The organism is Marinobacter sp., assembly GCF_052091845.1.
In the GTDB taxonomy this organism is placed as follows: domain Bacteria; phylum Pseudomonadota; class Gammaproteobacteria; order Pseudomonadales; family Oleiphilaceae; genus Marinobacter.
Map to the genome: position 1 here is coordinate 1 of NZ_JBQDCO010000024.1, position 25,660 is coordinate 25,660.

Consider the following 25,660-nt stretch of genomic DNA (forward strand, 5'->3'; position numbering starts at 1 on the left):
GGACTTACACCCCCAAGTCATCCGGCCAGCACCACCTGTACCGGAACAGCGCCCGTCAAGGCGCTACGCGCCATGCCTGGCGCACAAAAAAAAAGGACCGCATCTCTGCAGCCCTTATAAGGTTCAACGTTGTAATTTGTCAAATCATTACACTGTAATATGGTGGGTCGTGATGGATTCGAACCATCGACCAATTGGTTAAAAGCCAACTGCTCTACCAACTGAGCTAACGACCCAAAACTTGTGACCAGTGCCCGGAGACCCTGATCGATTTCGTGGCGGCTCAGCAACTGCCCCGAAATATCGATATGGTGGGTCGTGATGGATTCGAACCATCGACCAATTGGTTAAAAGCCAACTGCTCTACCAACTGAGCTAACGACCCAAGCGAGGCGCATATAGTAATGATTTTTCCCCGACGATCAACCCTTTCGCGCCATGTTTTTTAAAATTTCTGTAAAACCCGGTTTTCAGCCTTGGTCAGAGGCCAGAAATTTCCTGGCTAGCCTGGCTGCATCGCTTTCAGGGTAGTCGTTAACAACCTGCTCCATCTGGCGGCGGGCCTCGGTTTTTTTATCGAGTCGGTCCAGCGTTACGCCCAGCTTGTATACAGCGTCTGGCGCTTTACGGTGATCCCCGAAACGGGTTCCTACAATAGAGAACGCTTGGCGAGCCTGTTCCAGCTGCGGTTTAACAAGGTACACTTCGCCCAGCCAGTAATAAGCATTTACCGTTAAATCCCCTTCCGGATACTTATCGATAAACTCATAAAGGCGACTGATAGCCTGATCGTATTTTTTCTCTTTATGAATAAGGTCCTGGATAGCGTTATACGCTTTGCGCTCTTCAGGCTTTGGCTGACGGTACTCGCGTATTTCAGCCGCATTCTCATTCTTGCCTGCCTCACCGCCAGTGTTATCGGCAGCCTGAGGTCGCGCCGACACTTTTTCGGAAAGCTCGAGAATGCGCTGATCCAGATCTATATAGCGATCCCTGCTCTGCTCTTGCAGGCGCCTTATGAGATGCTGCTGCTCTTCAGATTCGCCCTGAAGCCGCCGGACTTCGCTCTGTAGCTGCTGGATCATGTAAAAAAGCTCTGACGTAGCCTGACTGGTATTGGCCTTGCGCCGAGTCTCTGAGGCACTGCTCTTGTATTCAGACGTAGATGATTGCGCCAGAGTTATTCCCGCTTGCCCCAAGGCAAGCGGGAAAATCACTGCCGCCATGAGCTGTTTTCTCATGGGTTTAACCTGATGTTGTTTATGCGTTTACTCGAACACGAGTTCCACACGGCGATTCTGTGCCCATGCACTCTCGGTTGAGCCCATAACCGCCGGCTTCTCTTCACCATAGCTTATGGTTTCCATCTGGCCCCGTGAAGCTCCATTTACAATCAGGAAGCGCTCAACGGCGTCAGCACGACGCTCGCCTATAGCCAGGTTGTATTCCTTGGAGCCGCGCTCATCACCATGGCCCTCAAGACGTACGTTTTGGCCAGGGTTGTTGGAAAGATAGCGGGCGTGAGCAATCAGCACATCGCGAGCTTCTGGCTTGATTTCAGAGGTATCAAAATCAAAATAGAATGTAGTGATGTCGCGCAGAGCTTCTTGCTCAGCTTGCTGTTGAGCTTGCATGCGTTCTTCGTCGGTCATTGAAGACGAGGAAATACCATCCTGATCACCACCGCCATAAACGGTCGATCCCTGATCCTGATCGATAGGCGCGACATCGGAATCGTAGGCACCTTCATCCATATTTTCACCGGTGGTGCTACAACCGGCAAAAAGACCTGCGGAGAACAAAAGAGCAACTAATTTGGTTTGGGCTGACAACTTCATGGTTCATTCCTTTCCGTTGATTAAATTCAATCTTTGCCTTTTCGGTGATTGCTTAGGCAATCATTCATTACTGAACAATAGGCCCCCAGGCCGGATCCCGAACGTTACCTTCTGCCGCTGGGAGACTATACGCAGCACCGCCATCCGAGGAGATAACGGTCAGCACGCTCTTGCCACTGTTTTTAGTGGCATAAATCAACATGCGGCCGTTGGGCGACACGCTGGGTGATTCATCAGATCTGGTACGAGTCAGAACCGTTTCCTCATCGTTTTCAAGGTTGGTGCGGGCAATAAGGAAGTTCCCTTCCCGCTGATGCACGTAATACACGTATTCGCCTTTATTGTCTGGCCGTGGGCGAGCATTATAACGGCTACCGAAGGTGATGCGCCGCGGCTCGGCACCGGGCGTTGCCATGTAGTAAACCTGTGGCCCACCGGATCGGTCTGACGTAAAGAACACCCCTTTACCGGAGCTATCCCAAACCGCCTCGGTATCAATCGCCCAGTGGTTGGTCAGTTTTGTGGTGTTCCCGGTCTGAAGGTTCATTTGATACACCTCGGCGTTGCCGTCTTTCGACAAGGTCATAAGCAGCGATTGCCCGTCTGGAGACCAGCTAGGCGCCGAGTTCAGCCCAGGAAAGTCGGCCACTTTTTTGCGTTGCCCGGAATTAAGCTGGTGAACAAATATGGCTGGCTTGCCGGTTTCAAACGATACATAAGCCAGCTTCTTCCCATCCGGTGACCAGGCTGGCGATAAAATAGGCTCTTTGCTCTCAAGCCGGACTTTGGCTCGTTTTCCGTCTACATCGCTCACCTGCAACCGGTAGCGGGCGTTTCCGTTTGTTCTTTCAAGCGTTACGTAGGCAAGCTTGGTAGAGAACGCGCCGGGAACACCGGTAATCGCCTCATACACTTTGTCGCTAATATGGTGTGCGAGTGAGCGCATATTTGAGGCGGGCGCTGCAGCCGTTTCGCCAAGAATTCGCTCTTCGCGGTTAACATCAAACAGTTCATAACGAGCCTGCACACGGTCCCCGTTTCGGGTAAGCTCGCCGACCAGCACGTAACGCTGGCCAAGCATGCGCCAGTCACGAAAATAGACATCTGAACGCGTTGACGGCAGGCTCAGCATCTTTTCGGGAGGTAAGGTGCGGAACTCACCACTCATGGCCAAATCCGCCTGGACAATGCTGCTTAACTTGTCCCCTGGAGGCATGCTGCCGCTCTCTGAAAATGGCACCACTGACAACGGAATAGCTGAATCAGCCCCTTCGGTAACACGGATCAGCAATTCACCTTGGGCAGTGGTCGCTGTCAGAAGCATCAGGGCCAGCGTCGCATAAAATGCCTTCAATAGTTTGAGTGAAACCTTCTGTATCATGGCGTTACCCGCTTCCTTATCTCAATCTGCGAGGATTGAATTCGATCGTAAACTGACGAAAATAGGCTTCAAAGGTGCTTCGGTCTGACGGCACCGGATACCGGCTTAAAGATCTCACCGCGCCCTTTGCCGAGTTATCAAAGGCTGTATTTCCGCTACTAGCCATTACTTTAACACTGACCAGCTCTCCGGTTGGTAGCAGTGTAATTTGCAAACGCACGGTCATCTGCTCTGTTGCCGATTGCGGTGGAAACCAAGCCTGAGTCAGCTTCTCACGAATCATGGCTTGATATTTTTGGCTTTCCGACAGCATTTGTGCCTCTTTGGCCTTGGCTGCAGCTGCCTGTTTTTTACGCTGCGCCTCTTCCGCCCTGGCTTTTCTTGCCTGGTCAGCCTGGGCTTCCAGCTGTTGCTCCTGCAACTTGCGCTCAGCCTCTAGCCGCTTACGCTCGGCTTCCTTTCGGGCTTGTTCTTCCTTTTTCTTGCGCTCGGCTTCTTCACGCTTTCGCTGCTCTTCTTTACGACGCTTTTCTTCTTCAGCTTTACGTTTGGCTTCTTGTCTCTGCTTTTCGGCTTCCGCCTCTGCCTTCCGACGCTCTCGTTCTTTCGCTTCGGCTTCAGCCTTCTGACGCGCGGCTTCTGCCTCACGTGCTTTTTGGGCTTTACGTTTTTCGGCTTCGGCCTGTTCGCGCTTGCGTGCCTCAGCTTCCGCTTTGCGTTTGGCTTCTTCGCGCTTCTTCTGCTGGGCGGCCTTGCGCGCCTCTTCTTCCTGACGCTTTTGCACTTCCGCTTCTTTGCTTTTTTCTCGCTCTTTCCGCTCTTGCTCCCGGTCTGGCTGGTCTTCCGGCTCAACTACCGGGCTCGGCTTGGGCTTCTGCTGTGTGATAAGGCGTGCAGATACGCTGTTGGGCGGGGGCTCCTGGATAGAAGAGGACCACGACCAACCTGTAAGCGCGACACCGACTATCAGCAGATGTAACGCAATCGAAAGCGCCACTGGCGACTTCCAGGCCGGCTCTCCGGTGCTGTTAAATTCCCGTTCGTGACCTTTCACAACAATTCTGCCTGCCCTAGTCTCACGTTTCGTCCGGAAGCGTATCGGTAATCAGACCAATGCTGGTTGCCCCTGCCCCCTGAAGAGCGGCCATCAAACGGACCACCGTGCCGTAATCCACATTTTCATCTCCACGCACAAGTATGTCGCTGGATGTTCTTTGCGACAGGATTTTGCCTACCTGCCCACGCACATCTTCAAGAGACATGGGATCACTGCCTTCATCGCCAACCTCTACGTAATAGGCTCCGTTGGAATCTACCGACACGACAATGGATTCCACATCCTTGTCTGCCTGAATGGGATCGGACGTGGTCTCGGGCAAATCCACCTTTACACCCTGGGTGAGCATCGGGGCGGTCACCATGAAAATAATCAATAGCACCAGCATCACATCGATGTAAGGAACCACGTTGATTTCTGCCATCGGCTTACGCTGATTTTGGGGCATCATTCCCATGCCTTTCATAGCGCTGTTCTCCGATTGTTATACGTATCAGCCATCAGGCTGCGCCTTTTTCCGCACTGTGGACCCGACGGTGTAAAATGCTCGAAAACTCGTCGGCGAACGTTTCGTAATTTTTCAGCAGCGCGTCTGATTTGGCAGAGAAGCGGTTGTACGCAATAACCGCCGGAATCGCTGCAAACAAACCCATAGCCGTCGCAATCAACGCCTCGGAAATACCTGGTGCCACGGTTGCCAACGTCGCTTGCTGAACCTGAGCCAAGCCACGAAACGAGTTCATAATGCCCCAGACCGTACCGAACAAACCGATATAGGGGCTGGTGGACCCTACGGTGGCAAGAAACGGCAAATGGGCTTCAAGGCGCTCTTGCTCGCGGGAAAACGCCACTCGCATAGCACGTTGGGTGCCTTCCATAACGGCGTCAGCATCGCGGCTTTGCTGGCGCAACCGGGAAAACTCTTTAAAGCCGGCTCGAAACAGTGATTCCATTCCGGAGAAAGGTGTTGGCTCTTCGTTTACCTCACGATAAAGCTGACCCAGATCCATACCCGACCAAAAACGCTCTTCAAACGCGAGTTGCGCCTGACGAGCCTTGCGAAACACCTGTATGCGCTGAAAGATCAGCGCCCAGGACATCACCGATGCGAGTGCAAGTAGCAACATAACCAGTTGCACCAATACACCGGCATTAGAAATCAGATTCCATACTGACAGTTCCGAATCCACCGCTTACTCCTGGCTTAGCTCATGTTTTGTTTCCGGGTACTGCCTGTTTTGTTCAAGCAACTCCCGCATATTTTCCGGTAACCGCTTCGGCCGCCCGCTATCCAACGCAATACAGGCCACTCTTACCGTTGCTTCACACAACTGCTTTCCATCCTGCACCCGCGCAACTCGCTGCCGAAACTCCATCCAGACCCGACCAAATGCGACCGGTTCGGCGGTTACGGTAAGTTCGTCATCAAGCACGGCCGGGACGGCATAGTGAATCGACAGCCGCTGCACCACATAGCTGATGTTGTCGGCCATTCCGGCCCGAAGCCCTACCCCACAACTGCGAACCCACTCTGTTCGGGCACGCTCCATGTAATGAAGATAGCGGGCATGAAAAACAATTCCACCAGCATCTGTGTCTTCAATATAAACCCGGACTGGCCACACGAACACGGCTGGTGCCTGCGCGTCACTCAAGGGAACCCCCTGCAGAATCCGGTTGTGCCCTGACGATTCCAAAGTGCTGGTACGCGTGGGATGTCACCATACGCCCCCGCGGAGTGCGTATCATGAAGCCTTGCTGGATAAGAAACGGCTCAAGTACATCCTCAATCGTACCCCGCTCCTCGCTAATCGCAGCAGCCAGACTTTCAACGCCGACCGGCCCGCCATCAAACTTTTCGATCATAGCCAGCAGCAATCGACGGTCCATATGATCAAACCCTTGACCATCCACTTTCAGCATATTCAGGGCCTGATCTGCAATACTTGCATCTATGTGGCCATTTGCCCGCACTTCCGCATAATCCCTGACCCGCCGCAACAGCCGATTAGCTATACGGGGCGTGCCACGGGAGCGGCGGGCTATTTCGTGTGCGCCTTCGTTATCAATATCAACGCCCGACAAATGGGCAGACCGCACAATAATATGCGTGAGATCCGCCGTGTTATAAAACTCCAAACGCTGCACAATGCCGAACCTGTCTCGCAGGGGCGATGTCAGCAGACCGGCCCGGGTAGTTGCGCCAACCAGGGTAAAGGGCGGCAAGTCCAGCTTGATCGAGCGTGCTGCAGGCCCCTCGCCGATCATGATATCCAGCTGATAATCTTCCATTGCCGGGTACAGTATTTCCTCTACCACAGCACTGAGGCGATGTATCTCATCAATAAAGAGAACATCGCCCTCCTCAAGGTTGGTCAGCATGGCTGCCAAGTCCCCGGCTTTTTCGAGCACCGGCCCGGAGGTGGTTTTTATGGCCACACCCATTTCATTGGCAATAATGTTGGCCAGCGTGGTTTTGCCCAGCCCGGGCGGCCCAAAAATCAGAACATGGTCAAGCGCTTCCTGGCGACCACGAGCGGCCGAGATAAAGATGTCCATTTGTTCCCGCACTGCGGGCTGCCCTACATACTCGGACAGCAGCGTTGGCCGGATCGCGCGATCCTGAACCTCTTCGTTGTCACCAGCTCGAGCTGAGATCAGGCGATCAGACTCAATCATTTATACTTCCGTTTTTTTTCGGGATCCAATAGACAATCGCTCAGCGCTGAAGTGCCCCAATTGTACAAACAGCCCACCGTGTGTCACGTTACGCTCTCTACAGGTTTGGTGCTACACAGGCGACATATTAAAGTCGCGTCATCAAGCAGGGATCATGTTGCGCAGGGCCAAACGAATCAAGGCCTCGCTAGACAGGCCTTCTTCCGAAACCCGGGAAATGGCACGTGCTGCCTCCTGAGGTTTATAACCAAGTGCAACGAGTGCTGCTTCGGCTTCGTCGGCGGGATTTTGTGAGGCGGGCACCGATGGGGAAAAGCTTGTTGCGGAGCCTCCGATGCTGACAGATGCAGGTACAAACTGGCCTTCCAGCTGTTTGATACGGTCTGTCATCTCGATCAACAGGCGCTCTGCGGTTTTCTTTCCGACCCCTGGAAGTTTTACCAGAGAGTTGATATCACGCCCTTCAACGCAGTGGATAAATTGCTGTGCATCCAGGCCAGACAAAATGCCGGTGGCCATTTTTGGCCCCACTCCGTTTACCTTAATCAGCAACCTGAACAGGTCACGATCAAGACGTGACGCAAAACCGAACAGACTTTGAGCGTCTTCGCGAACCGCAAAATGTGTATGAAGGGTAACTTCCTGACCGGCTTCTGGCAGATGAAAAAAGGTGGTGTAAGGAATATCAACCTCGTAGCTTAGGCCGCCACATTCAACCAGCGCCTGCCCGGGTGACTTTTCAACTAAAATACCTCGGATACGACCTATCAAGGAAAGCCTCCTGTCGCTCCCTGGAGCAATTTATTATTGTCGCACACGCCCACTGCGCGCCTTACCTGAAGCGCCTGCCACTTTCATGATGCTTTGATTCATATGTGCATGACAAAGGGCTATTGCCAACGCGTCAGCGGCATCTTCCTGGGGCTTGCGCGAGAGTGACAGCAATGCTTGAACCATATGCTGCACCTGGGTTTTGTCGGCACCGCCCTTGCCTACCACGGCCTGTTTAACCTGCCGTGCGGAGTACTCATGAACCACCAGTCCGCTAGTGGCAGCACCAACTATAGCAGCACCGCGGGCCTGGCCAAGTTTGAGTGCGGAATCAGGGTTGCGGGCCATGAATACCTGCTCAATGGCAAATTCCTGAGGCCGGTATTCGCCAATCAAACTTACCAGGCTCTGAAAAATAATTTTCAGGCGCTCCGGCATGGGCTTCTCACCCATGCGGATACAGCCGCTGTCGATATATTCTATGTGGCGACCTTCGGTACGGATAATCCCGTAACCGGTTATCCTGGAACCAGGGTCAACACCTAGAATAATCGCCACATCAATGCCTGTTTACTTTTCTTCAGCTTCAGAAGATTGTACATCAGCCGTTTTTGCCGGCTTTTTACGCAGGCGAATGTTGAGCTCACGCAATTGTTTCTCGTCTACTTCACCCGGGGCCTGAGTCATCAGGCAGGTTGCACTCTGGGTTTTCGGGAAGGCAATCACATCACGGATAGAGCCCGCTCCCGTCAGCAACATAATCAGGCGATCCAGGCCCAGAGCCAGACCGCCATGGGGTGGGCACCCGTATTTCAAGGCGTCAAGCAGGAACCCGAACTTGGCACGGGCCTCGTCCTCACCAATGCCCAAAATACGAAGCACTTCCTGTTGCATCTGTTCGTTGTGGATACGAATCGAGCCACCACCCAACTCAGTACCATTGAGTACCATGTCGTAGGCGCGAGACAATGCCGTTGCGGGATTCGACACCAGCTCTTCCGGGCTGCAGCTAGGCGCAGTGAATGGGTGATGAATGGCCGTAAATCCGCCCTCTGGTAATTCTTCAAACATCGGAAAGTCTACAACCCACATGGGCGCCCACTCTGACGTCAGCAACTCCAGATCATGGCCAATACGGATACGCAATGCCCCAAGCGCCTCATTGACAACCGTGGTCTTGTCGGCCCCAAAGAACACGATATCGCCATCTTCGGCACCCGTGCGCTCGATAATGGCCATGGCAACGTCTTCGCCCAGGAACTTGACGATGGGTGACTGCAGGCCTTCGAGGCCCTTGGCCAGCTCGTTAACCTTGATATACGCTAAGCCTTTCGCACCGTATATGCCAACAAACCTGGTGTACTCATCGATTTTCTTGCGACTCAGCTCACCGCCTTTAGGTACACGCAAAGCAGCCACGCGACCTTTTGGATCTTTGGCCGGACCAGCGAATACCTTGAAATCAACACTGGCCACCAGATCGCCCACATCCTGAAGCTCCAGCGGAATACGTAAATCCGGCTTGTCACTGCCGAACCGGTCCATGGCTTCGTTGTGCGACATACGCGGAAATTCTGGCAACTCCACATCCATAACGTCTTTGAACAGAGCGCGAATCATGCCCTCGTTCAGGCTCATCAGGTCTTCTTCGTCAACGAACGAGGCTTCGATATCCACCTGGGTAAACTCGGGCTGGCGATCGGCACGCAGGTCTTCGTCACGGAAGCACTTGGCGATCTGGTAGTAGCGATCCACGCCAGACACCATCAGCATTTGCTTAAATAGCTGAGGTGACTGAGGAAGTGCGAAAAATGACCCTTCATGAGTGCGGCTCGGCACCAGGTAATCACGGGCACCTTCAGGGGTGGCGCGGGTCAGAATGGGGGTTTCCACATCCATAAAACCGTTGCTGTCCAGATAGTTACGGATATAGCTGGTGACGCGCGAGCGGAAGCGCAGACGATTCAGCATTTCCGGGCGGCGCAAGTCGATGAAGCGATAACGCAGACGAACGTCTTCGCCCACATCCACATGCTCATCCAGTGGGAACGGAGGTGTGGCCGCTGTGTTCAAAATGGTCACGTCTTTACCCAGCATCTCAACCTGGCCCGTGGGCATGTTGCTGTTTTCAGTGCCAGCAGGACGGCGGCGCACAAGGCCTGTAACCTTCACCACAAACTCGCTGCGTACTTTTTCGGCCAGCGCAAAGCTTTCGGGGGTATCCGGATCGATCACGACTTGGGAAATGCCATCCCGGTCTCGCAGGTCCAGGAAGATAACCCCACCATGGTCACGGCGACGGTGTACCCATCCGCAGAGTGTAACTTCCTGATCAATGTGGGATTCGTTGATCCCACCGCAATAATGACTGCGCATACCGGTTCCCGTAGTGTCTGGTGTTTAAGATGAATATTGAAGTCTGGCAAGCAAAATAGCCAAGAACCATACTGTAAAGGCCGGCTATTATAAACAGTTTGGCGCCGGAAATCAGTCGTGTTTGCCGCAGATTGAAAGGGTTCTGGTGACTACTGGAAAGCAGATCGCTAGAATGCAGCGTTCAAGTGTTATTGGAGCCGCAATCTTGTCAACAAGAGCCGAACAAAAACTCCTTACCCGGCGCGCCCTGATGGATTCCGCCCTCGCCCAGCTGAGCGTGGATCGAGGATTCGGGAGCTTGAGCCTGCGGGAAGTGGCACGGGAAGCCGGAATCGCGCCAACGTCCTTTTATCGCCATTTTGCAGACCTTGATGAGCTAGGGCTGGTACTGGTCGACGAAGGGGGCGTGGCACTGCGACAGCTTATGCGCCAGGCGCGCAAACGAATTGCCCGGGATGGCAGTGCCATCTCAACGTCTGTGGAAACCTTTATGGAATACCTTGGCAACAACGCCAACCTGTTCCGACTAATGCTGCGGGAACGCACCGGTGGCTCAAAGCCATTTCGAACAGCCATTAAAGCCGAGATTGATCACTTTGTAACAGAGCTTGCAGATGATTTGCGACGCTTTGCGGATGAACAGCGCAAACCATTATTTGAAGCCAGGCTCGTTGCCGAATCCATGGTTACACTCGTGTTCAACCAAGGGGCGGATGCTCTGGATGGAACGCCGAAAGAGCGGGAAGAATTAAAAGCCAAGCTGAAAACCGAGCTCAGAATGATTTTGATAGGGTCTCAACGCCTAGCCAAGCATGCGACAACCCGGTAATGAGCGAAAGCCTATTACGCTCAGGCGGCGCCTAACTCAGCCAACACAGGTGCAAGAGCCAGTTTAATGTCGGCAAGGCCGCTCTCATCGTATGGAGCAGGTGGCTGTTTACCCCATACAGGGCCTGGCCAGGCCGGGTCACCTTCAAAACGCACAATGTGATGCAAATGCAGCTGGGGAACCATGTTCCCGAGTGCTGCCACGTTCATTTTATCGCCCCCGAAAGCGTCCATCATGCCCCGACTCAAGGCAGAAGATTCCTGCAGCAGCACTTGCTGCTGGTCCGGGCTCAACTCGTAGATTTCGCGAATGCCGGCAAGCGCCGGCACCAGCAACACCCAGGGCCAGGTTTGATCATTCATCAGCCGGATTTCACATAATCTACTACGGCCAAGGCTAATAGTATCGGCCGCCAGCCGTTCGTGAAGCTGATAATTCTGATTCTGATTCTGGCTCTGAGTCATCGCCGCCCCCTTACGATTGGAACTGGTTACGGCCGCGACCAATGGCATAGTAAATCAGTTCGTGGCGGGCCAGGATTTCCGGATCATAAAGATTGCGGCCATCGAATACTACTGGCTCACGCAAAGCCGACGCAATAGCTGCAAAATCCGGCGAACGGAACTCCTTCCACTCGGTACAGATGGTCAGCACATCGGCGCCTTTTAGTGCCTGCTCCTTGGTACCGCACAACACTAAACCTTCCTGGTCGCCATAAATGCGCTGAGTCTCTTCCATGGATTCCGGATCGAACGCCTGTACTTTTGCACCGGCTTTCCATAGTTTTTCCATCAACGTGCGGGCGGAAGCTTCACGCATATCGTCAGTGTTTGGCTTAAACGCCAACCCCCAGATAGCAACAACCTTGCCTTGCAGATCACCGCCAAAGTAGTGGCTGATCTTGTCGAAAAGCACGTGTTTCTGGGCGTAATTGACCGCCTCTACCGCATTGAGAATGCGGGCATCATAACCAAACTCGCTGGCAGTGCGTGCCAGCGCCTGAACGTCCTTAGGGAAGCAGGAGCCGCCGTAACCACAACCCGGGTAAATAAAATGGTAGCCAATACGCGGGTCTGAGCCTATACCCCGGCGAACCGATTCGATATCGGCACCCAGGCGCTCGGCCAGGTTCGCAACCTCATTCATGAAGCTGATTTTGGTTGCCAGCAGGGAGTTGGCAGCGTACTTGGTCAGCTCTGCAGACCGGATATCCATAAAGATCATACGGTCATGGCTACGGTTGAATGGGTAGTATACTTCCCGAAGCACGTCCGACGCTCTATCGCTGTCGGTACCAATAATAATGCGGTCCGGCTTCATGAAGTCGTTAATCGCCGCCCCTTCTTTCAGGAACTCAGGGTTTGAAACCACATCAAATTCAAGTTCCAAACCACGGCTTTCAATTTGCGTGCGAACCGCAGCTTTCACCTTGTCACCGGTACCAACCGGGACAGTGGACTTGTCTACGATAACCTTATAATCATCCATGTGCTGGCCGATGGACTTGGCTACCGCTGTTACATATTGCAGATCGGCTGAGCCATCTTCGTCCGGGGGAGTGCCAACCGCGATGAATTGGAGAGTGCCATGCTGCACTGCCTCTTTTACATCGGTTGTAAACGCAAGGCGCCCTGCTTCCACCGTATGATTCACGATATTGTCGAGCCCAGGCTCATAAATGGGGATCTGGCCATTCCTCAGCTTGTCAATCTTTGCCTGATCAACATCCATGCACAGAACGTGATGACCAACGTCGGCAAGGCAAGCGCCGGTAACAAGCCCAACATAACCGGTTCCAAAAATCGTAATTTTCATCCGTTAAATCCCGATACAGTAAATGCTAGAAGTAGATGGCTATTGGCCAGATGTCGCTTTTTTCTTCTGCCAGATTGCCTCCCAAGCCAGAGCAGTGCCAACAATCGTATCCAGATTGTCATAGACAGGCTGCCAGCCCAGGGTTTTCTTAATCAACGTATTATCCGCCATCAGCGCACCAGGATCACCGGCTCTGCGCCCCGCTTTCTCTACCGGAAAATCGGAACCGGATTGTTTGTGCACCACATCAATCACTTCCTGCACAGTGAACCCGCGACCATAGCCACAGTTCATCACCTTTGATTCGCCACCTCTGGCCATATAGTCCAAGGCCATAACATGAGCACTGGCAAGATCTTCTACGTGGATGTAATCACGCACGCAGGTGCCATCGCGGGTTTCATAATCGGTGCCAAACACGCTCATGCCCTCGCGCTGCCCGGTAACGCACTCACAGGCTACTTTAATGAGGTGGGTCGCCTCGGGCGTTGCCTGACCCAACAGGCCGTCAGGGTTAGCGCCGGCCACATTAAAGTATCGCAGCACCACATAGTTGAGATCAGACGCGGCCGCAAGATCCATGATCATCCGCTCACTCATCATTTTGGATGCGCCGTAAGGGTTGATCGGGGCAAGCGGGAGGTCTTCAGTCAGCACCGTCTCTTGTGGCGTACCATACACAGCCGCTGTCGAGGAAAATACCATATACGGTACTTTGTATTTTTCGACCGCTTTAAGCAGGTTCAGGGTGTTACGGGTGTTGTTGCCATAGTACTTAAGCGGATTACTGACAGACTCCGGAACCACAATATTGGCGGCAAAGTGCAAAACCGCTTCAAAATCATACCTGGCAAAAACCTCGTCGATTTCGTTTTCGTTCGCCAGATCCCCTATTACCAGTTCGCCTGCCGTGACGGCCCAGCGGTACCCGGTTGAAAGGTTATCAAACACCACAATATCATGGCCGGCCTCGGCCAACTGGCGCACAACATGGCTGCCGATGTAACCGGCGCCGCCGGTAACGAGTACTTTCATGCGGAACTACTCCTTCCTTGAATCCTGTTTGCGCCGCTGCCGGATTTCGGCCCGCCGGCGGCTAAAAAAATCGCTGATTATCTGGCTGCAATCATCCTGCAAAATGCCACCCACTGCCTCCACCTGCCAGTTCAGATTAGGCTCATCCAGGGTTCGCCGTGCCGATTCTACCGCACCTGCCTTGGGTTCGCAGGCTCCGTAAACAACCCGACTGATACGAGCGTGAATAATGGCGCCCACGCACATGGTGCAAGGCTCCAGAGTAACGTAAAGAGTCGCTCCGCTCAGGCGATAGTTCTCTGCTTTCACAGACGCATCGCGCAGCGCGTTAATCTCGGCATGGGCTGTGGGATCACAACCAGTGATAGGCGTGTTAAAGCCAGCGCCAAGCTCTTCGCCGTCACGAACCACAACCGCACCGACAGGCACCTCATTTATGGCAGCGCCCTGGGCCGCCAGCTCCAACGCTCGGGACATCCAGTATTCGTCGCTATCGCCTAGCTTCTCCATAGCAGCCGCTCTACCAACAAGCAGGCAGGAATGTTAGCTATCACTCCCACTCAATTGTGGCCGGCGGTTTCGATGACACGTCATAGGTCACACGGGATATGCCAGATATCTCATTGATAATTCGATTAGAGACTGTTTCAAGCAGATCATATGGCAGGTGTGCCCAGCGAGCGGTCATGAAATCGATGGTTTCAACAGCACGAAGGGCAACTACCCACTCGTAACGGCGGGCATCGCCAACAACACCCACAGATTTCACAGGCAGGAATACCGCAAAAGCCTGGCTGGTTTTGTGGTAAAAGTCGGCCCGGTGCAACTCTTCCAGGAAGATGGCATCGGCACGGCGCAAGATGTCTGCGTACTCTTTTTTCACTTCGCCCAGAATACGTACACCAAGACCCGGCCCCGGGAACGGGTGGCGGTACACCATGTCGTAGGGCAGGCCAAGCTCCAGGCCAATACGGCGAACTTCGTCTTTGAATAATTCGCGAAGCGGTTCTACCAGCTTCAGCTTCATGGTTTCTGGAAGCCCCCCCACATTGTGGTGGGATTTGATCACGTGAGAGTTGCCGGTTTTCGAGGCAGCCGACTCGATCACATCGGGGTAGATGGTGCCCTGACCGAGCCAGTTCACATCTTTAATGCGGGTGGCTTCTTCATCAAATACGTCAATAAAGGTGTTGCCAATAACCTTTCGCTTTTGCTCTGGATCGCTAACACCTTTGAGATTATTCAGGAAACGCTCTTCCGCGTCGGCGCGAATGACTTTCACACCCATGCTGCTGCCAAACATATCCATTACCTGATCGCCTTCGTTCAGGCGCAACAAGCCGTTATCTACAAATACGCAGGTTAACTGGTCACCAATGGCCTTGTGCAGCAGTGCTGCTGTGACAGATGAATCCACACCGCCAGACAAGCCCAGCAGGACCTTGTCGGTGCCTACCTGCTGGCGGATTTTTTGTACCGCATCATTAACAATCTTGGCCGGTGTCCACAGGGCTTCGCAGCCGCAAATCGACAGAACAAAATGCTCCAGAATGCGCTTGCCCTGCAGAGTGTGAGTTACCTCCGGATGAAATTGCAGGCCGTACAGGTTGCGGGACAAATCCTGCATGGCTGCGATGGGCGCGCTTTCGGTAGACGCTAGCAGCTCGAAGCCTTCGGGCATTGCTACCACCTTGTCACCGTGGCTCATCCATACATCCAGCAAGGATTCGCCAGTTGCGGTCAGGTGATCGGTAATGTCTTCCAGCAGCGGGCCTTTGGCACGAACCTTCACCTGGGCATAGCCAAATTCACGCTTCTCGGAACTGGCTACTCGCCCGCCCAATTGCTCGGCCATGGTTTGCATGCCGTAACAGATTCCCAGCACAGGAATGCCATGGTCAAACAAATTTTTAGGAGCACGGGGACCACCCAGCTCTGTCACGGATTCCGGACCACCCGCCAGCAAAATACCTTTGGGATTGAACGCCTGCAGCTCTTCATCTGTAATGTCGAACGCGCGGACTTCACAGTACACGCCAATATCACGCACACGGCGTGCAATCAGCTGGGTGTACTGGGAACCAAAATCTAAAATCAGGATACGGTGATCGTGAATATTGTGAGCCATGAAATCCTCGAGGCAAATAAGCTGTGCGACTCCGGTCAGAGCCGCAACCTGACTGTTTGTTCTCAGCTTACGCGATAATTTGGCGCTTCTTTAGTAATTGTTACGTCGTGCACATGGCTTTCACGCATACCAGCGCCAGTGATGCGAACAAACTGGGGCCTGGTGCGCATTTCAGTCATGGTTGCGCTACCCGTGTAGCCCATAGACGCCCGCAGGCCACCTATTAGCTGGTGGATAATATTACGCATCGGCCCTTTACAGGCAACGCGACCTTCAATACCTTCCGGCACCAGTTTCTCAATGCCTTTACTGGCATCCTGGAAGTAGCGATCGCTTGACCCCTGCCCCATGGCACCCAGGGAGCCCATACCACGGTAAGCCTTATAACTACGCCCCTGATACAATTCAATTTCGCCAGGAGACTCATCTGTACCTGCCAGCAGGCTACCGATCATGACACAGTGTGCACCGGCAACGATGGCCTTGGAAATATCGCCGGAGAAGCGAATCCCGCCATCTGCAATTAGTGGTATATCACGGTCTTTCAACGCTTCAGCAACATTCGACACAGCTGAAATCTGCGGCACGCCAACGCCCGCCACTATACGGGTGGTGCAGATAGAACCTGGGCCAATACCCACTTTTACCGCGTCTACTCCGGCATCAGCCAACGCGATTGCAGCTTCGCCCGTGGCGATGTTTCCACCAATCACCTGCAGATCCGGGTAGTGCTTCTTGATCCACTTAACACGATCAATCACCCCACGAGAATGGCCGTGGGCAGTATCCACCACAATCACATCCACCCCGGCACCGGCCAGGGCAATGATGCGCTGCTCGGTATCGCCGCCGGTGCCAACAGCAGCGCCGACACGCAGGCGGCCCTGGCTATCTTTACAGGCCAGCGGGTAGTCTTTGGATTTTTGAATATCTTTTGCGGTCACCAGGCCCCGAAGCTGAAAATTGTCATTCACCACCAGCACTTTTTCGATCCGGTTCCGATGCAGAAGCTCTTTTACAGAGGCCAGGTCGGCGCCTTCTTTTACAGTAACCAGTTTTTCTTTGGGCGTCATGATTTCACGCACCAGGGTATCCAAACTACTCTCAAAGCGGATATCCCGACCAGTTACAATGCCAATCAATTCGCTACCATCAACTACCGGCAGGCCTGAAATATTATTGGCCATGGTGATTTCAACCAGTTCGCGTACGGTGTTTTCCGGTTTAACAGTTATCGGGTCTTTTACCACGCCGCTTTCGAACTTTTTCACCCTGCGCACTTCAGCGGCTTGCTGATCCGGGCTCATGTTCTTATGCATAATGCCAATACCGCCTTCCTGGGCCATGGCAATCGCCAACTCTGCGTCAGTAACCGTGTCCATGGCCGCCGACACCAGCGGTGTATTCAACGTTATAGTCCGGGTTAATCTGGTACGCAGATCCGCCTCGTGGGGCAAAACCTCGGAATAACCGGGTACCAGCAGAACGTCATCGAATGTGAGGGCTTCTTCGGCAATTCGCAGCATTGGGACAGGCCTTTTGAACGTGCTAAATTTGAACCTTTCGTGCGGCACCTGTAGGTGAAAAGGGTGCAGCCGCAAAGTAAAATGCTTAATCGCGCTATTATAAAGGGGTGTCGCAGGTCAGTAAACTGTGTGATTTACCACTATGAGCCCCATGCAATTGAAATTGCACCCTTATTACACGCTTATTTTTCGGCTACTGCGTATATGCCGGTCAGGAGATGTTTGGTGAACGACCCGCTACAGGATTCCCGGCCCAGGGCACTGACAGTCAGTGAACTGAATCATCAGGCGAGACACCTGCTGGAATCCAGCTTTATGCAGGTGTGGGTTGAGGGTGAGCTGTCGGGCTTTTCCCGCCCTTCGTCCGGCCACTGGTACTTTTCTCTGAAAGATCGCAAGTGCCAAATTCGCTGCGCCATGTTCCGGGGCATGAATCAGCGCATTCGCACCATACCGAAGGAAGGCGACAAGGTACGGATTCGCGGCAAGGTTACCCTTTATGAAACCCGCGGCGATTTCCAGATTATTGTTGAGCACATTGAGCCTGCAGGGCTGGGCGCATTGCAGCAGGCTTTTGAGGAGCTTAAGCGCAAGCTGCAGGCAGAGGGCCTGTTCGATGCAGGCCTGAAAAAACCGATTCCCGCCCTGCCGGCACACATTGGCGTGGTTACCTCACCAACAGGCGCGGCCATACACGATATTCTTACGGTGCTCGCCCGGCGCTGCCCCGGCATCCCGGTTACCCTCTACCCAACAACCGTTCAGGGTCAGCCGGCGACCGCAGAAATCGTGCGCGCAATAGCATTGTCGCAGACCCACGGCGTGGCCGATGTACTTATTATCGGGCGCGGCGGCGGCTCGCTGGAAGATCTTTGGTGTTTCAACGAGGAATCTGTTGCTCGAGCCATAGCGGCCTGCCCCATTCCGACAGTCAGCGCAGTCGGTCATGAAACGGACGTAACTATTGCTGATTTTGTGGCCGACCTGCGGGCACCTACCCCCTCAGCAGCGGCCGAGAAGGTCTCGCCAGACCAGCGGGAGATGCTGAGGCAAATCAATGACCGCGAGTTTCGACTTATCAGCGCCGCCAAAAGAGCGTTCCAGCAGTTGAATACAAAGCTGGACCATTTATCGGCCCGCCTTCGGGATCCTCGCCGCGAATTACTGGAGAAAGCCCAGCGCCTGGACGAACTGGAACAGCGACTGGGCAAGGCAATCGAACAGCGGGTGGAGCGCTTACAAACACGCAGCACGCACCTGGCTCAGCGCCTTGCCATGCAGTCCCCCCGCAAACAACTCGCAAACAGTCGCGAAGTTCTTGACCGCTCAGACTTGCAACTGAATAAAGCCATGCAGCGAATCCTGGCACAGCAGCAGGATAAACTGGAGCACACCGCCAGCGCCCTCAACGTGGTAAGCCCGTTGGCAACGCTCGGGCGCGGGTACGCCATCGCCCGTGATAAACAGGGAAACATTGTTCGCAATGCAAAAGATGTTTCAGTTGGCGATCCGATGTTCACCCACGTAGCCGAGGGCATGGTTACAAGCGAAGTAACCTCTGTCAGCGCCGATAACAGCTGGCCCACACCCCCTGATAACTAAGCCTATTGTCTACTGGATCACTATCTCAAAGCGCCTAAAGTTGATGTTATTACCAACACAATAACAACGGGCGCAACGAGGTAGACTGTATGGATTATCACTCAGAATTCCGGAGATCCATTGATAAGCCGGAAGACTTCTGGCGTGAAAAAGCGGCTGATATCGATTGGATCAAACCACCGCAAACCATCTGGCAGGCCACCGACAACGGCCACGGCCAGTGGTTTCCTGACGGTACGCTGAATACATCTGATGTGGCTCTGGATGCCAACGTACGTGCCGGTCGAGGCGACCAGATAGCGCTTATTTACGACTCCCCGGTAACTGGCTCAAAGCGCTCATACACCTTTAACGAACTGACCGACGAAGTTGCCCGTTTCGCAGGTGCCTTGAAGGCAAAAGGAGTCGCCAAGGGCGACCGGGTCATCATTTATATGCCAATGATTCCCGAGGCACCTGTTGCGATGCTGGCCTGCGCCCGTATTGGCGCTGTTCACTCAGTAGTATTTGGCGGCTTTGCGTCCCACGAACTGGCTGTTCGAATTGACGGCGCAAAACCAAAGGCGGTTATCACTGCATCCTGCGGGATCGAAGTCGCTAAAGTGATTGAATATAAGCCTTTGGTAGATCAAGCTATTGAACAGGCCTCACACAAACCTGATTTCTGCGTTGTGTATCAGCGCCCGCAAGCAAAAGCGCTCATGCAAGCGGGTCGTGACCACGATTGGGGCGAGCTAATGGCCAGTGCAGAGCCTGCCGGCCCGGTTCCGGTTAAAGCAACTGACCCCCTTTACGTGCTTTATACATCTGGCACCACAGGCAAACCAAAGGGGGTAGTCAGAGACAACGGCGGGCATGCCGTGGCACTCAAATACAGCATGAAATTAGTGTACGACGCCAATCCGGGTGACGTATTTTGGGCCGCGTCGGACGTAGGCTGGGTGGTAGGCCACAGCTATATAGTGTACGCCCCACTGTTTGCAGGTTGTACAACCATACTCTATGAGGGCAAACCTGTCAGAACACCAGATGCCGGGGCTTTTTGGCGCGTGGTGCAGGATCATAAAGTAAACATCCTGTTCACCGCTCCTACCGCTTTCCGTGCCGTACGCAAAGAAGACCCGGAGGCAGATGAGCATTTACGTTACAACACCGACTCACTGCGAAAGATTTTCCTGGCAGGTGAACGCCTGGACCCCCCAACTTATGAGTGGCTACGGGAGCACACGCAGCTACCTATACTGGATCACTGGTGGCAAACCGAAACCGGCTGGGCCATTTGCTGCAACCCGGTTGGTATCGAAACACTGCCCACCAAGCCCGGCTCTGCAACAGTACCCTCACCTGGCTATAATGTTCAGGTTGTCAGTCCCGACGGCAGCCAGATAGCCGCCGGCGAACAGGGCCAAATTGCGGTTAAACTACCCTTACCCCCTGGCTGCCTGACGACCGTTTGGGAGGATGACCAACGATTCCTGGACAGCTACCTGAACCCGATTCCCGGCTTCTACAGCTCGGGCGACGGCGGCTTTATCGACGAAGACGGCTATGTCTTCGTGATGGGGCGCACCGATGACGTAATTAACGTGGCGGGCCACCGTTTATCCACCGGTGAAATGGAAGAAGTCGTTGCCTCTCATCCAGCCATTGCCGAGTGCTGTGTCGTGGGCGCTCACGATGATATGCGTGGCCAGGTCCCCTTGGGGCTTGTACTGATTAAAGACGGCGCCACCATTGATCACGACGAGTTGGAGGAAGAGTTGGTTGAAATGGTGCGAGACAAGATAGGCGCAGTCGCCTGCTTCCGCCGGGCTCTTGTGGTGGAACGCTTACCCAAAACCCGTTCAGGCAAAATATTAAGACGGGTTATTCGGCAAATCGCCGACGGCGAAAAATATGCGGTGCCAAGCACCATTGACGACCCCGCCATTCTTGAGGAAATCAGTGAGCAATTCCACCGCTGACAGAAACTGCTCAGGGGCTGCTCAGGCAACGTTGACGGCCCCGGAAGTCGATCTATACTAAAAATGCTGTGGAGGACCTTCAGCGCCCCGTGAGGGGAAATCTCGGAAATACAGGAAAGATCAATGTCCGATACAAAAACAGGCAGCGTAAAGTGGTTTAACGAATCCAAAGGGTTTGGATTCATTGCTCAGGATGGCGGTGATGATGTCTTTGTGCACTACAGTGCCATCAATTCTGGTGGGTTCCGCACCCTTACAGAAGGCCAACAAGTGCAGTTCACCGTTACACAAGGCCCCAAAGGCCCTCAGGCGGAAAATGTAACAGCAGTCTAGTTATCTTTCTGGCCTTTGCCCCTCACGGGCATAAAAGAAGACAACAAGCCGGCAGAGATGCCGGCTTGTTGTCTTTTGAGCGGGTTAGCGAATCTGAAAACCTGTTTATCAGGCGCTTACCACACCCTCCTCGCTGCTGACGTTGGCTTTGTTTTCACCTACCGCCTGGGCGACTGCGGAAAACAATGCCTGTAGCGTTGCAGAGGTTGTATCTTCTGCCAAAGCAGCGGCGCTGCAATGCTTACCGCCTGCGGTTAGCCGTATACACGCCAGGGCATTGGCGCGGGTACCTTCACCCAGGGAAAACTCATCATACGCTTCCACGGCAATAGCAAAGCCAAAACACTTTTCCAGCGCGCCAGATACGGCCTCAACGGCACCAAGGCCCCGACCTTCAAGGCGCAATGGCGCGGCTTCACCGCCAAAGGTTACCTCAGCAAACACGCCCTGCTCATCTCGGTGCAAATCGTAAGCTCGCAATGCCCAGTTTTCATGCACCTTCAAATACCGCTGCTCAAACAGGCTGTGAATGGCCATGGAGTCGATCTCGCCACCATTGGTTTCTGCTGCTGTCTGAACCACTTTGCTGAACTCGATCTGCAACCAGCGAGGCAAGCTGATGTTGTAGTCCCGCTCGAGAATGTAGGCGACGCCACCCTTGCCAGACTGGCTGTTGATGCGCACCACTTCTTCATACCTGCGCCCCAGATCGAAGGGGTCGATGGGCAAGTAAGCCACGTTCCAGACATCGCCATCTTTCCTGCGTGCCAGGCATTTACGTATGGCGTCCTGGTGGCTGCCGGAGAATGCCGTGAACACCAGTTCGCCCGCGTAAGGGTGCCGCGGGTGTGTGGAGATTTCCGTGCAGGCTTCCACAACTTCGGTGATTTCCGCCATGCCAGATAAATCCAGCGTCGGGTCTATACCCTGGGAATACAGGTTCATGGCCATGGTTACCAAATCCATGTTGCCGGTGCGCTCGCCGTTGCCCATCAGGGTGCCTTCTACGCGATCCGCACCGGCCATCACCGCCAACTCCGCAGCGGCCACGCCACACCCCCTGTCATTGTGGGTGTGCACGCTAATGTTGATGTGTTCACGGTGGCGAATGTTGTCGCACACGTATTCAATCTGATCTGCAAATACGTTCGGGGTGGACATTTCCACAGTAGCAGGCAGATTAAAGATAACCGGCTGCCCCTGGTCCGGGCGCCATACATTCGTTACCGCGTCCAGAACGTCCACCGCGAAATCCAGCTCGGTTCCGGTAAAGCTCTCTGGTGAATACTGGAAGGTCCATTCGGTGTCCGGATAGCGTGCCGCTAAATCCTTGACCACTTGCGCCCCGTTAACCGCAATATCACGAATCCCCGCTCGGTCCAGGCCGAACACCTGCTCACGCTGCACCGTGGAAGTCGAGTTGTACACGTGCACAATGGCGCACCGGGCACCTTCCAGCGCCTCATAGGTCCGTTTGATCAATTCAGGCCGGGCCTGGGTCAGCACCTGGATTTTCACATCGTCAGGGATTCGGTTTTCTTCAATCAGCTTGCGGCAAAAATCAAAGTCCGGCTGGCTGGCGGCCGGAAAACCGATTTCAATTTCCTTAAAACCCAGTTTTACCAACAAATCAAACATTCGCTGCTTTTGGGCCACATTCATGGGCTTCACCAGGGCCTGATTGCCATCGCGAAGGTCCACCGCACACCATGTGGGCGCTTTTTTGATGACCCTGTCTGGCCAGCGACGATTGGTTTTGGCGACAGGCGGGAAGGCCACATATTTGCGATAATCAAAAGCCATATCTGTTGTTCTCCGTAGCGGTTCGGATGTTTGTCTTAATGGTATCCAGCATAACGCGATTCCTGGAGCAGGCGATTGCTAATTAAAGGACAAAAAAGTACTTTAATGATCATATATTTCAAAAAATCGAACAGCGGCGACATTTTATGGCTATTAAACCCGAATCACTCATACAAATTGACAAAATAGACCGGCGCATTCTTACTCAGATACAGCAAGACGCCTCTTTGACGAACCAGCAGTTGGCGGAAAAAGTTGGGTTATCGCCCTCACCCTGCCTGAGGCGGGTGCGGGCACTGGAAGACGCCGGCGTTATCGTACGCACCGCAACCGTGCTTAATCACAAAAAGCTGGGGCTTTCCTTAACCGTTATTATATTGATTGGCATGGACAGGCATACACCGGAACGCTTTGCAGCATTCGAGGCACAGGTAGGCGAATATTCTGAAGTTCTGGAGTGCTATTTGGTAACTGGCCACGATGCAGATTACATGCTGAAAGTGGTGGTGCCAGACATGGACGAATATCACCATTTCTTGCTTAACCGGATCACCCGTATTCAGGGGGTAAGCGGTGTCCATTCCAGCTTTGTTTTAAAGCGTGTTATCGACAGTACCGCCCTGCCTCTGGGCTATCTGTCATAACCCTTCCCAGCCGGCAACCGACCCTCTTGCCGGATATCCACTTTCGCCACCTGTACCTTGTGCGGCTGGCTCCGTACAATAAACACCACTTTATTCTACGAAACACCACAGAACGGAAACCATAATGCGAGCAAGCCGTTACCTGATTGCAACCCAAAAAGAGACGCCTTCTGACGCGGAAATTATCAGCCACCAGTTGATGCTACGCGCAGGCATGATCCGGAAACTGGCGGCAGGTCTTTATACCTGGCTACCCATGGGCCTGAGAACCCTGCGCAAAGTCGAGCGGATTGTTCGCGAAGAAATGGACAAGAGCGGCGCCCAGGAAATTCTGATGCCAGCGATTCAGCCCGCAGAACTCTGGGAAGAATCCGGCCGCTGGGAGCAATATGGCGGCGAACTGCTGCGAATGAACGATCGCCACGGCCGTGAATTCTGCTTTGGCCCCACCCATGAAGAAGTAATTACTGATCTGGTTCGAAATGAACTGAAAAGCTACAAGGAACTGCCGGCCAACTTTTATCAGGTTCAGACCAAGTTCCGGGATGAACGCCGACCGCGTTTCGGGGTGATGCGCGCCCGGGAGTTCACCATGAAGGACGCCTATTCCTTCCATGCCAATGCCGAATCTCTCGATGAAACCTATCAGGTTATGCACCGCACCTACTGCGCTATCTTTGATCGCCTGGGGCTGGACTACCGCCCGGTACAAGCAGATTCCGGCGCCATTGGCGGCAGTGCGTCTCACGAGTTCCACGTGCTGGCCTCATCCGGCGAAGACGACATAGTATTCAGCACCGAAAGTGATTACGCGGCTAACATTGAAAAAGCCGAAGCGGTCGCGCCATTAGGCGAGCCGGCAACACCTGGCGAAGAGCTGAAGGAAATTGCCACGCCAGACCAGCGAACCATTGAGGCGCTCTCGACGTTCCTGAACATTGATGCCACTCGTACTGTTAAAACGTTGCTGGTTAAATCCGAAGCAGACGACGAAGGCAAGGCAGGTCTGGCGGCACTTATTCTGCGTGGCGACCACACGCTGAACGACATTAAAGCGGAAAACCTGGCAGGCATTGCAGAACCCCTGACCATGGCAACCGACGAAGAGATTGAATCAATCATTGGCTGCAAAGCCGGCTCCATTGGCCCGGTTAATCTGAATGTGCCTGTTATCGTGGATCGCAGCGCGGCCCACCTGGCGGATTTCGTCTGTGGCGCGAACAAAGACGGCTTTCATCTGACCGGTGTAAACTGGAGGCGGGATTTGCCTCTGGGCCGTGTTGAGGACATTCGCAATGTGGTAGAAGGCGATGCCAGCCCGGATGGCAAAGGCACTCTGGAAATACGCAGAGGCATTGAAGTTGGCCATATATTCAAATTGGGCAACAAGTACAGCACAGCCATGAACGCCACCGTACTCGACGAGAACGGCAAAATGGTTAGCATGGATATGGGCTGTTATGGAATCGGCGTATCTCGTATTGTGGCTGCCTCTATCGAACAAAACCACGACGACAAGGGGATTATCTGGCCAGATGCCATTGCGCCGTTCCAGGTGGCTATTGTTACGCTTAATGGCCACAAAGCCCCGGCCGTGGCTGAAGCAGGTGAGAAACTTTACGAACAATTGCAGCAGGCCGGCTTTGATGTGCTGCTGGACGATCGCAAAGAACGTCCGGGCGTAAAGTTTGCCGATATGGAACTAATGGGCATCCCCCACCGCTTTGTGATTTCGGATCGCGGGCTTACAGCAGGGACCTTGGAGTACAAGGGGCGCAAAGACGCCGATAAGCAGGATGTTGCCGTTGAAGAAGCATTGCAGGTTCTTGCCAGCGTTTCGTCGAAATAAGGTTTATAACACCAAACCCTGACCGGCAGA

Annotated in this window: 23 protein-coding genes, 2 tRNA genes and 1 pseudogene; 6 read left to right on the forward strand and 20 right to left on the reverse strand. The window is 53.7% G+C overall.

Annotated elements, in window-relative coordinates; translation table 11 throughout:
* Positions 1-160: 160 nt before the first annotated feature.
* The 13 genes from ACTHYN_RS09335 to aspS form a co-directional block, all read right to left on the reverse strand.
* Positions 161-236: transfer RNA gene (locus tag ACTHYN_RS09335), tRNA-Lys, on the reverse strand.
* Positions 237-309: 73 nt separating this feature from the next.
* A tRNA-Lys gene (locus ACTHYN_RS09340) sits at positions 310-385 on the reverse strand.
* Positions 386-470: 85 nt separating this feature from the next.
* A complete protein-coding gene (ybgF, locus tag ACTHYN_RS09345) occupies positions 471-1,241 on the reverse strand; it encodes a tol-pal system protein YbgF (RefSeq protein ID WP_441812180.1) in 771 nt (256 codons plus the stop codon).
* Positions 1,242-1,268: 27 nt separating this feature from the next.
* Positions 1,269-1,838 (reverse strand): peptidoglycan-associated lipoprotein Pal, encoded by a 570-nt coding sequence (gene pal / locus ACTHYN_RS09350; protein WP_441812181.1) that lies wholly within the window; start codon positions 1,836-1,838, stop codon positions 1,269-1,271.
* A gap of 67 nt (positions 1,839-1,905) precedes the next feature.
* Positions 1,906-3,162, reverse strand: a complete 1,257-nt coding sequence (tolB, locus tag ACTHYN_RS09355; protein ID WP_441812226.1) for a Tol-Pal system beta propeller repeat protein TolB — start codon at positions 3,160-3,162, stop codon at positions 1,906-1,908.
* 73 nt (positions 3,163-3,235) lie between these two features.
* On the reverse strand, positions 3,236-4,216 hold the full coding sequence (tolA, locus tag ACTHYN_RS09360) for a cell envelope integrity protein TolA (protein WP_441812227.1): 981 nt from the start codon (positions 4,214-4,216) through the stop codon (positions 3,236-3,238).
* Positions 4,217-4,295: 79 nt separating this feature from the next.
* Positions 4,296-4,742 carry a protein TolR gene (gene tolR / locus ACTHYN_RS09365; protein WP_441812182.1) on the reverse strand — a complete coding sequence of 149 codons (447 nt, stop codon included), beginning with the start codon at positions 4,740-4,742 and terminating at the stop codon, positions 4,296-4,298.
* A gap of 34 nt (positions 4,743-4,776) precedes the next feature.
* Positions 4,777-5,466 (reverse strand): protein TolQ, encoded by a 690-nt coding sequence (tolQ, locus tag ACTHYN_RS09370; RefSeq protein WP_441812183.1) that lies wholly within the window; start codon positions 5,464-5,466, stop codon positions 4,777-4,779.
* 3 nt (positions 5,467-5,469) lie between these two features.
* Positions 5,470-5,931 (reverse strand): tol-pal system-associated acyl-CoA thioesterase, encoded by a 462-nt coding sequence (gene ybgC / locus ACTHYN_RS09375; RefSeq protein ID WP_441812184.1) that lies wholly within the window; start codon positions 5,929-5,931, stop codon positions 5,470-5,472.
* Entirely contained in the window at positions 5,924-6,955 is a 1,032-nt protein-coding gene (gene ruvB / locus ACTHYN_RS09380) for a Holliday junction branch migration DNA helicase RuvB (RefSeq protein WP_441812185.1), read from the reverse strand. The genes ybgC and ruvB overlap by 8 nt, the downstream gene beginning before the upstream one ends.
* 141 nt (positions 6,956-7,096) lie before the next feature.
* Positions 7,097-7,726: a Holliday junction branch migration protein RuvA gene (gene ruvA / locus ACTHYN_RS09385; RefSeq protein ID WP_441812186.1), complete on the reverse strand. Its 630-nt coding sequence runs from the start codon at positions 7,724-7,726 to the stop codon at positions 7,097-7,099.
* Between the two features lie 33 nt (positions 7,727-7,759).
* Positions 7,760-8,284 (reverse strand): crossover junction endodeoxyribonuclease RuvC, encoded by a 525-nt coding sequence (ruvC, locus tag ACTHYN_RS09390; protein WP_441812187.1) that lies wholly within the window; start codon positions 8,282-8,284, stop codon positions 7,760-7,762.
* Positions 8,285-8,296: 12 nt separating this feature from the next.
* Positions 8,297-10,102 (reverse strand): aspartate--tRNA ligase, encoded by a 1,806-nt coding sequence (gene aspS / locus ACTHYN_RS09395; RefSeq protein ID WP_441812188.1) that lies wholly within the window; start codon positions 10,100-10,102, stop codon positions 8,297-8,299.
* 205 nt (positions 10,103-10,307) lie between these two features.
* Here aspS and fabR point away from each other — a divergent pair, with 205 nt between their 5' ends.
* Positions 10,308-10,931, forward strand: coding sequence for an HTH-type transcriptional repressor FabR (fabR, locus tag ACTHYN_RS09400; RefSeq protein ID WP_441812189.1), 624 nt, complete (start codon positions 10,308-10,310; stop codon positions 10,929-10,931).
* A 20-nt stretch (positions 10,932-10,951) separates the two neighbouring features.
* Here the strand turns inward: fabR and ACTHYN_RS09405 are convergent, their stop codons facing one another.
* The 6 genes from ACTHYN_RS09405 to guaB all read right to left on the reverse strand — a co-directional run bounded on the left by ACTHYN_RS09405 (position 10,952) and on the right by guaB (position 17,435).
* The gene (locus ACTHYN_RS09405) at positions 10,952-11,395 is read right to left on the reverse strand and encodes an HIT domain-containing protein (protein ID WP_441812190.1); all 444 of its coding nucleotides are present in this window, start codon (positions 11,393-11,395) and stop codon (positions 10,952-10,954) included.
* 10 nt (positions 11,396-11,405) lie between these two features.
* Positions 11,406-12,746 (reverse strand): UDP-glucose dehydrogenase family protein, encoded by a 1,341-nt coding sequence (locus ACTHYN_RS09410; RefSeq protein ID WP_441812191.1) that lies wholly within the window; start codon positions 12,744-12,746, stop codon positions 11,406-11,408.
* Between the two features lie 39 nt (positions 12,747-12,785).
* Complete coding sequence (galE, locus tag ACTHYN_RS09415; RefSeq protein WP_441812192.1) at positions 12,786-13,781, reverse strand: UDP-glucose 4-epimerase GalE; 996 nt, start codon at positions 13,779-13,781, stop codon at positions 12,786-12,788.
* 6 nt (positions 13,782-13,787) lie between these two features.
* A complete protein-coding gene (gene tadA / locus ACTHYN_RS09420) occupies positions 13,788-14,291 on the reverse strand; it encodes a tRNA adenosine(34) deaminase TadA (RefSeq protein WP_441812193.1) in 504 nt (167 codons plus the stop codon).
* Positions 14,292-14,331: 40 nt separating this feature from the next.
* The gene (guaA, locus tag ACTHYN_RS09425) at positions 14,332-15,909 is read right to left on the reverse strand and encodes a glutamine-hydrolyzing GMP synthase (protein ID WP_441812194.1); all 1,578 of its coding nucleotides are present in this window, start codon (positions 15,907-15,909) and stop codon (positions 14,332-14,334) included.
* A gap of 62 nt (positions 15,910-15,971) precedes the next feature.
* On the reverse strand, positions 15,972-17,435 hold the full coding sequence (guaB, locus tag ACTHYN_RS09430; protein ID WP_441812195.1) for an IMP dehydrogenase: 1,464 nt from the start codon (positions 17,433-17,435) through the stop codon (positions 15,972-15,974).
* A gap of 222 nt (positions 17,436-17,657) precedes the next feature.
* Between guaB and xseA the strand changes: the two genes are divergently transcribed.
* The 3 genes and pseudogenes from xseA to ACTHYN_RS09445 all read left to right on the forward strand — a co-directional run bounded on the left by xseA (position 17,658) and on the right by ACTHYN_RS09445 (position 21,334).
* Complete coding sequence (gene xseA, locus ACTHYN_RS09435; protein WP_441812196.1) at positions 17,658-19,037, forward strand: exodeoxyribonuclease VII large subunit; 1,380 nt, start codon at positions 17,658-17,660, stop codon at positions 19,035-19,037.
* 83 nt (positions 19,038-19,120) lie between these two features.
* Positions 19,121-21,001 (forward strand): annotated as a pseudogene (locus ACTHYN_RS09440) (propionyl-CoA synthetase); the annotation flags it as partial.
* Positions 21,002-21,124: 123 nt separating this feature from the next.
* Complete coding sequence (locus ACTHYN_RS09445) at positions 21,125-21,334, forward strand: cold-shock protein (protein ID WP_441812197.1); 210 nt, start codon at positions 21,125-21,127, stop codon at positions 21,332-21,334.
* 108 nt (positions 21,335-21,442) lie between these two features.
* On the opposite strand, the gene leuA is transcribed toward ACTHYN_RS09445, so the two are convergent.
* Positions 21,443-23,137 (reverse strand): 2-isopropylmalate synthase, encoded by a 1,695-nt coding sequence (gene leuA, locus ACTHYN_RS09450; protein WP_441812198.1) that lies wholly within the window; start codon positions 23,135-23,137, stop codon positions 21,443-21,445.
* Between the two features lie 146 nt (positions 23,138-23,283).
* Between leuA and ACTHYN_RS09455 the strand changes: the two genes are divergently transcribed.
* The gene (locus tag ACTHYN_RS09455) at positions 23,284-23,781 is read left to right on the forward strand and encodes an Lrp/AsnC family transcriptional regulator (RefSeq protein WP_441812199.1); all 498 of its coding nucleotides are present in this window, start codon (positions 23,284-23,286) and stop codon (positions 23,779-23,781) included.
* Positions 23,782-23,905: 124 nt separating this feature from the next.
* Positions 23,906-25,630 carry a proline--tRNA ligase gene (locus ACTHYN_RS09460; protein ID WP_441812200.1) on the forward strand — a complete coding sequence of 575 codons (1,725 nt, stop codon included), beginning with the start codon at positions 23,906-23,908 and terminating at the stop codon, positions 25,628-25,630.
* The last annotated feature ends 30 nt before the right edge of the window (positions 25,631-25,660 follow it).

Excerpts from the sequence above, each read along its gene's own strand:
- ybgF (WP_441812180.1), bottom strand. The coding sequence starts at position 1,241 with ATGAGAAAACAGCTCATGGCGGCAGTGATTTTCCCGCTTGCCTTGGGG.
- pal (WP_441812181.1), bottom strand. The coding sequence starts at position 1,838 with ATGAAGTTGTCAGCCCAAACCAAATTAGTTGCTCTTTTGTTCTCCGCA.
- tolB (WP_441812226.1), bottom strand. The coding sequence starts at position 3,162 with ATGCTTCTGACAGCGACCACTGCCCAAGGTGAATTGCTGATCCGTGTT.
- tolR (WP_441812182.1), bottom strand. The coding sequence starts at position 4,742 with ATGAAAGGCATGGGAATGATGCCCCAAAATCAGCGTAAGCCGATGGCA.
- ruvB (WP_441812185.1), bottom strand. The coding sequence starts at position 6,955 with ATGATTGAGTCTGATCGCCTGATCTCAGCTCGAGCTGGTGACAACGAA.
- aspS (WP_441812188.1), bottom strand. The coding sequence starts at position 10,102 with ATGCGCAGTCATTATTGCGGTGGGATCAACGAATCCCACATTGATCAG.
- ACTHYN_RS09405 (WP_441812190.1), bottom strand. The coding sequence starts at position 11,395 with ATGACTCAGAGCCAGAATCAGAATCAGAATTATCAGCTTCACGAACGG.
- ACTHYN_RS09410 (WP_441812191.1), bottom strand. The coding sequence starts at position 12,746 with ATGAAAATTACGATTTTTGGAACCGGTTATGTTGGGCTTGTTACCGGC.
- galE (WP_441812192.1), bottom strand. The coding sequence starts at position 13,781 with ATGAAAGTACTCGTTACCGGCGGCGCCGGTTACATCGGCAGCCATGTT.
- tadA (WP_441812193.1), bottom strand. The coding sequence starts at position 14,291 with ATGGAGAAGCTAGGCGATAGCGACGAATACTGGATGTCCCGAGCGTTG.
- guaA (WP_441812194.1), bottom strand. The coding sequence starts at position 15,909 with ATGGCTCACAATATTCACGATCACCGTATCCTGATTTTAGATTTTGGT.
- guaB (WP_441812195.1), bottom strand. The coding sequence starts at position 17,435 with ATGCTGCGAATTGCCGAAGAAGCCCTCACATTCGATGACGTTCTGCTG.
- ACTHYN_RS09445 (WP_441812197.1), top strand. The coding sequence starts at position 21,125 with ATGTCCGATACAAAAACAGGCAGCGTAAAGTGGTTTAACGAATCCAAA.
- leuA (WP_441812198.1), bottom strand. The coding sequence starts at position 23,137 with ATGGCTTTTGATTATCGCAAATATGTGGCCTTCCCGCCTGTCGCCAAA.
- ACTHYN_RS09455 (WP_441812199.1), top strand. The coding sequence starts at position 23,284 with ATGGCTATTAAACCCGAATCACTCATACAAATTGACAAAATAGACCGG.
- ACTHYN_RS09460 (WP_441812200.1), top strand. The coding sequence starts at position 23,906 with ATGCGAGCAAGCCGTTACCTGATTGCAACCCAAAAAGAGACGCCTTCT.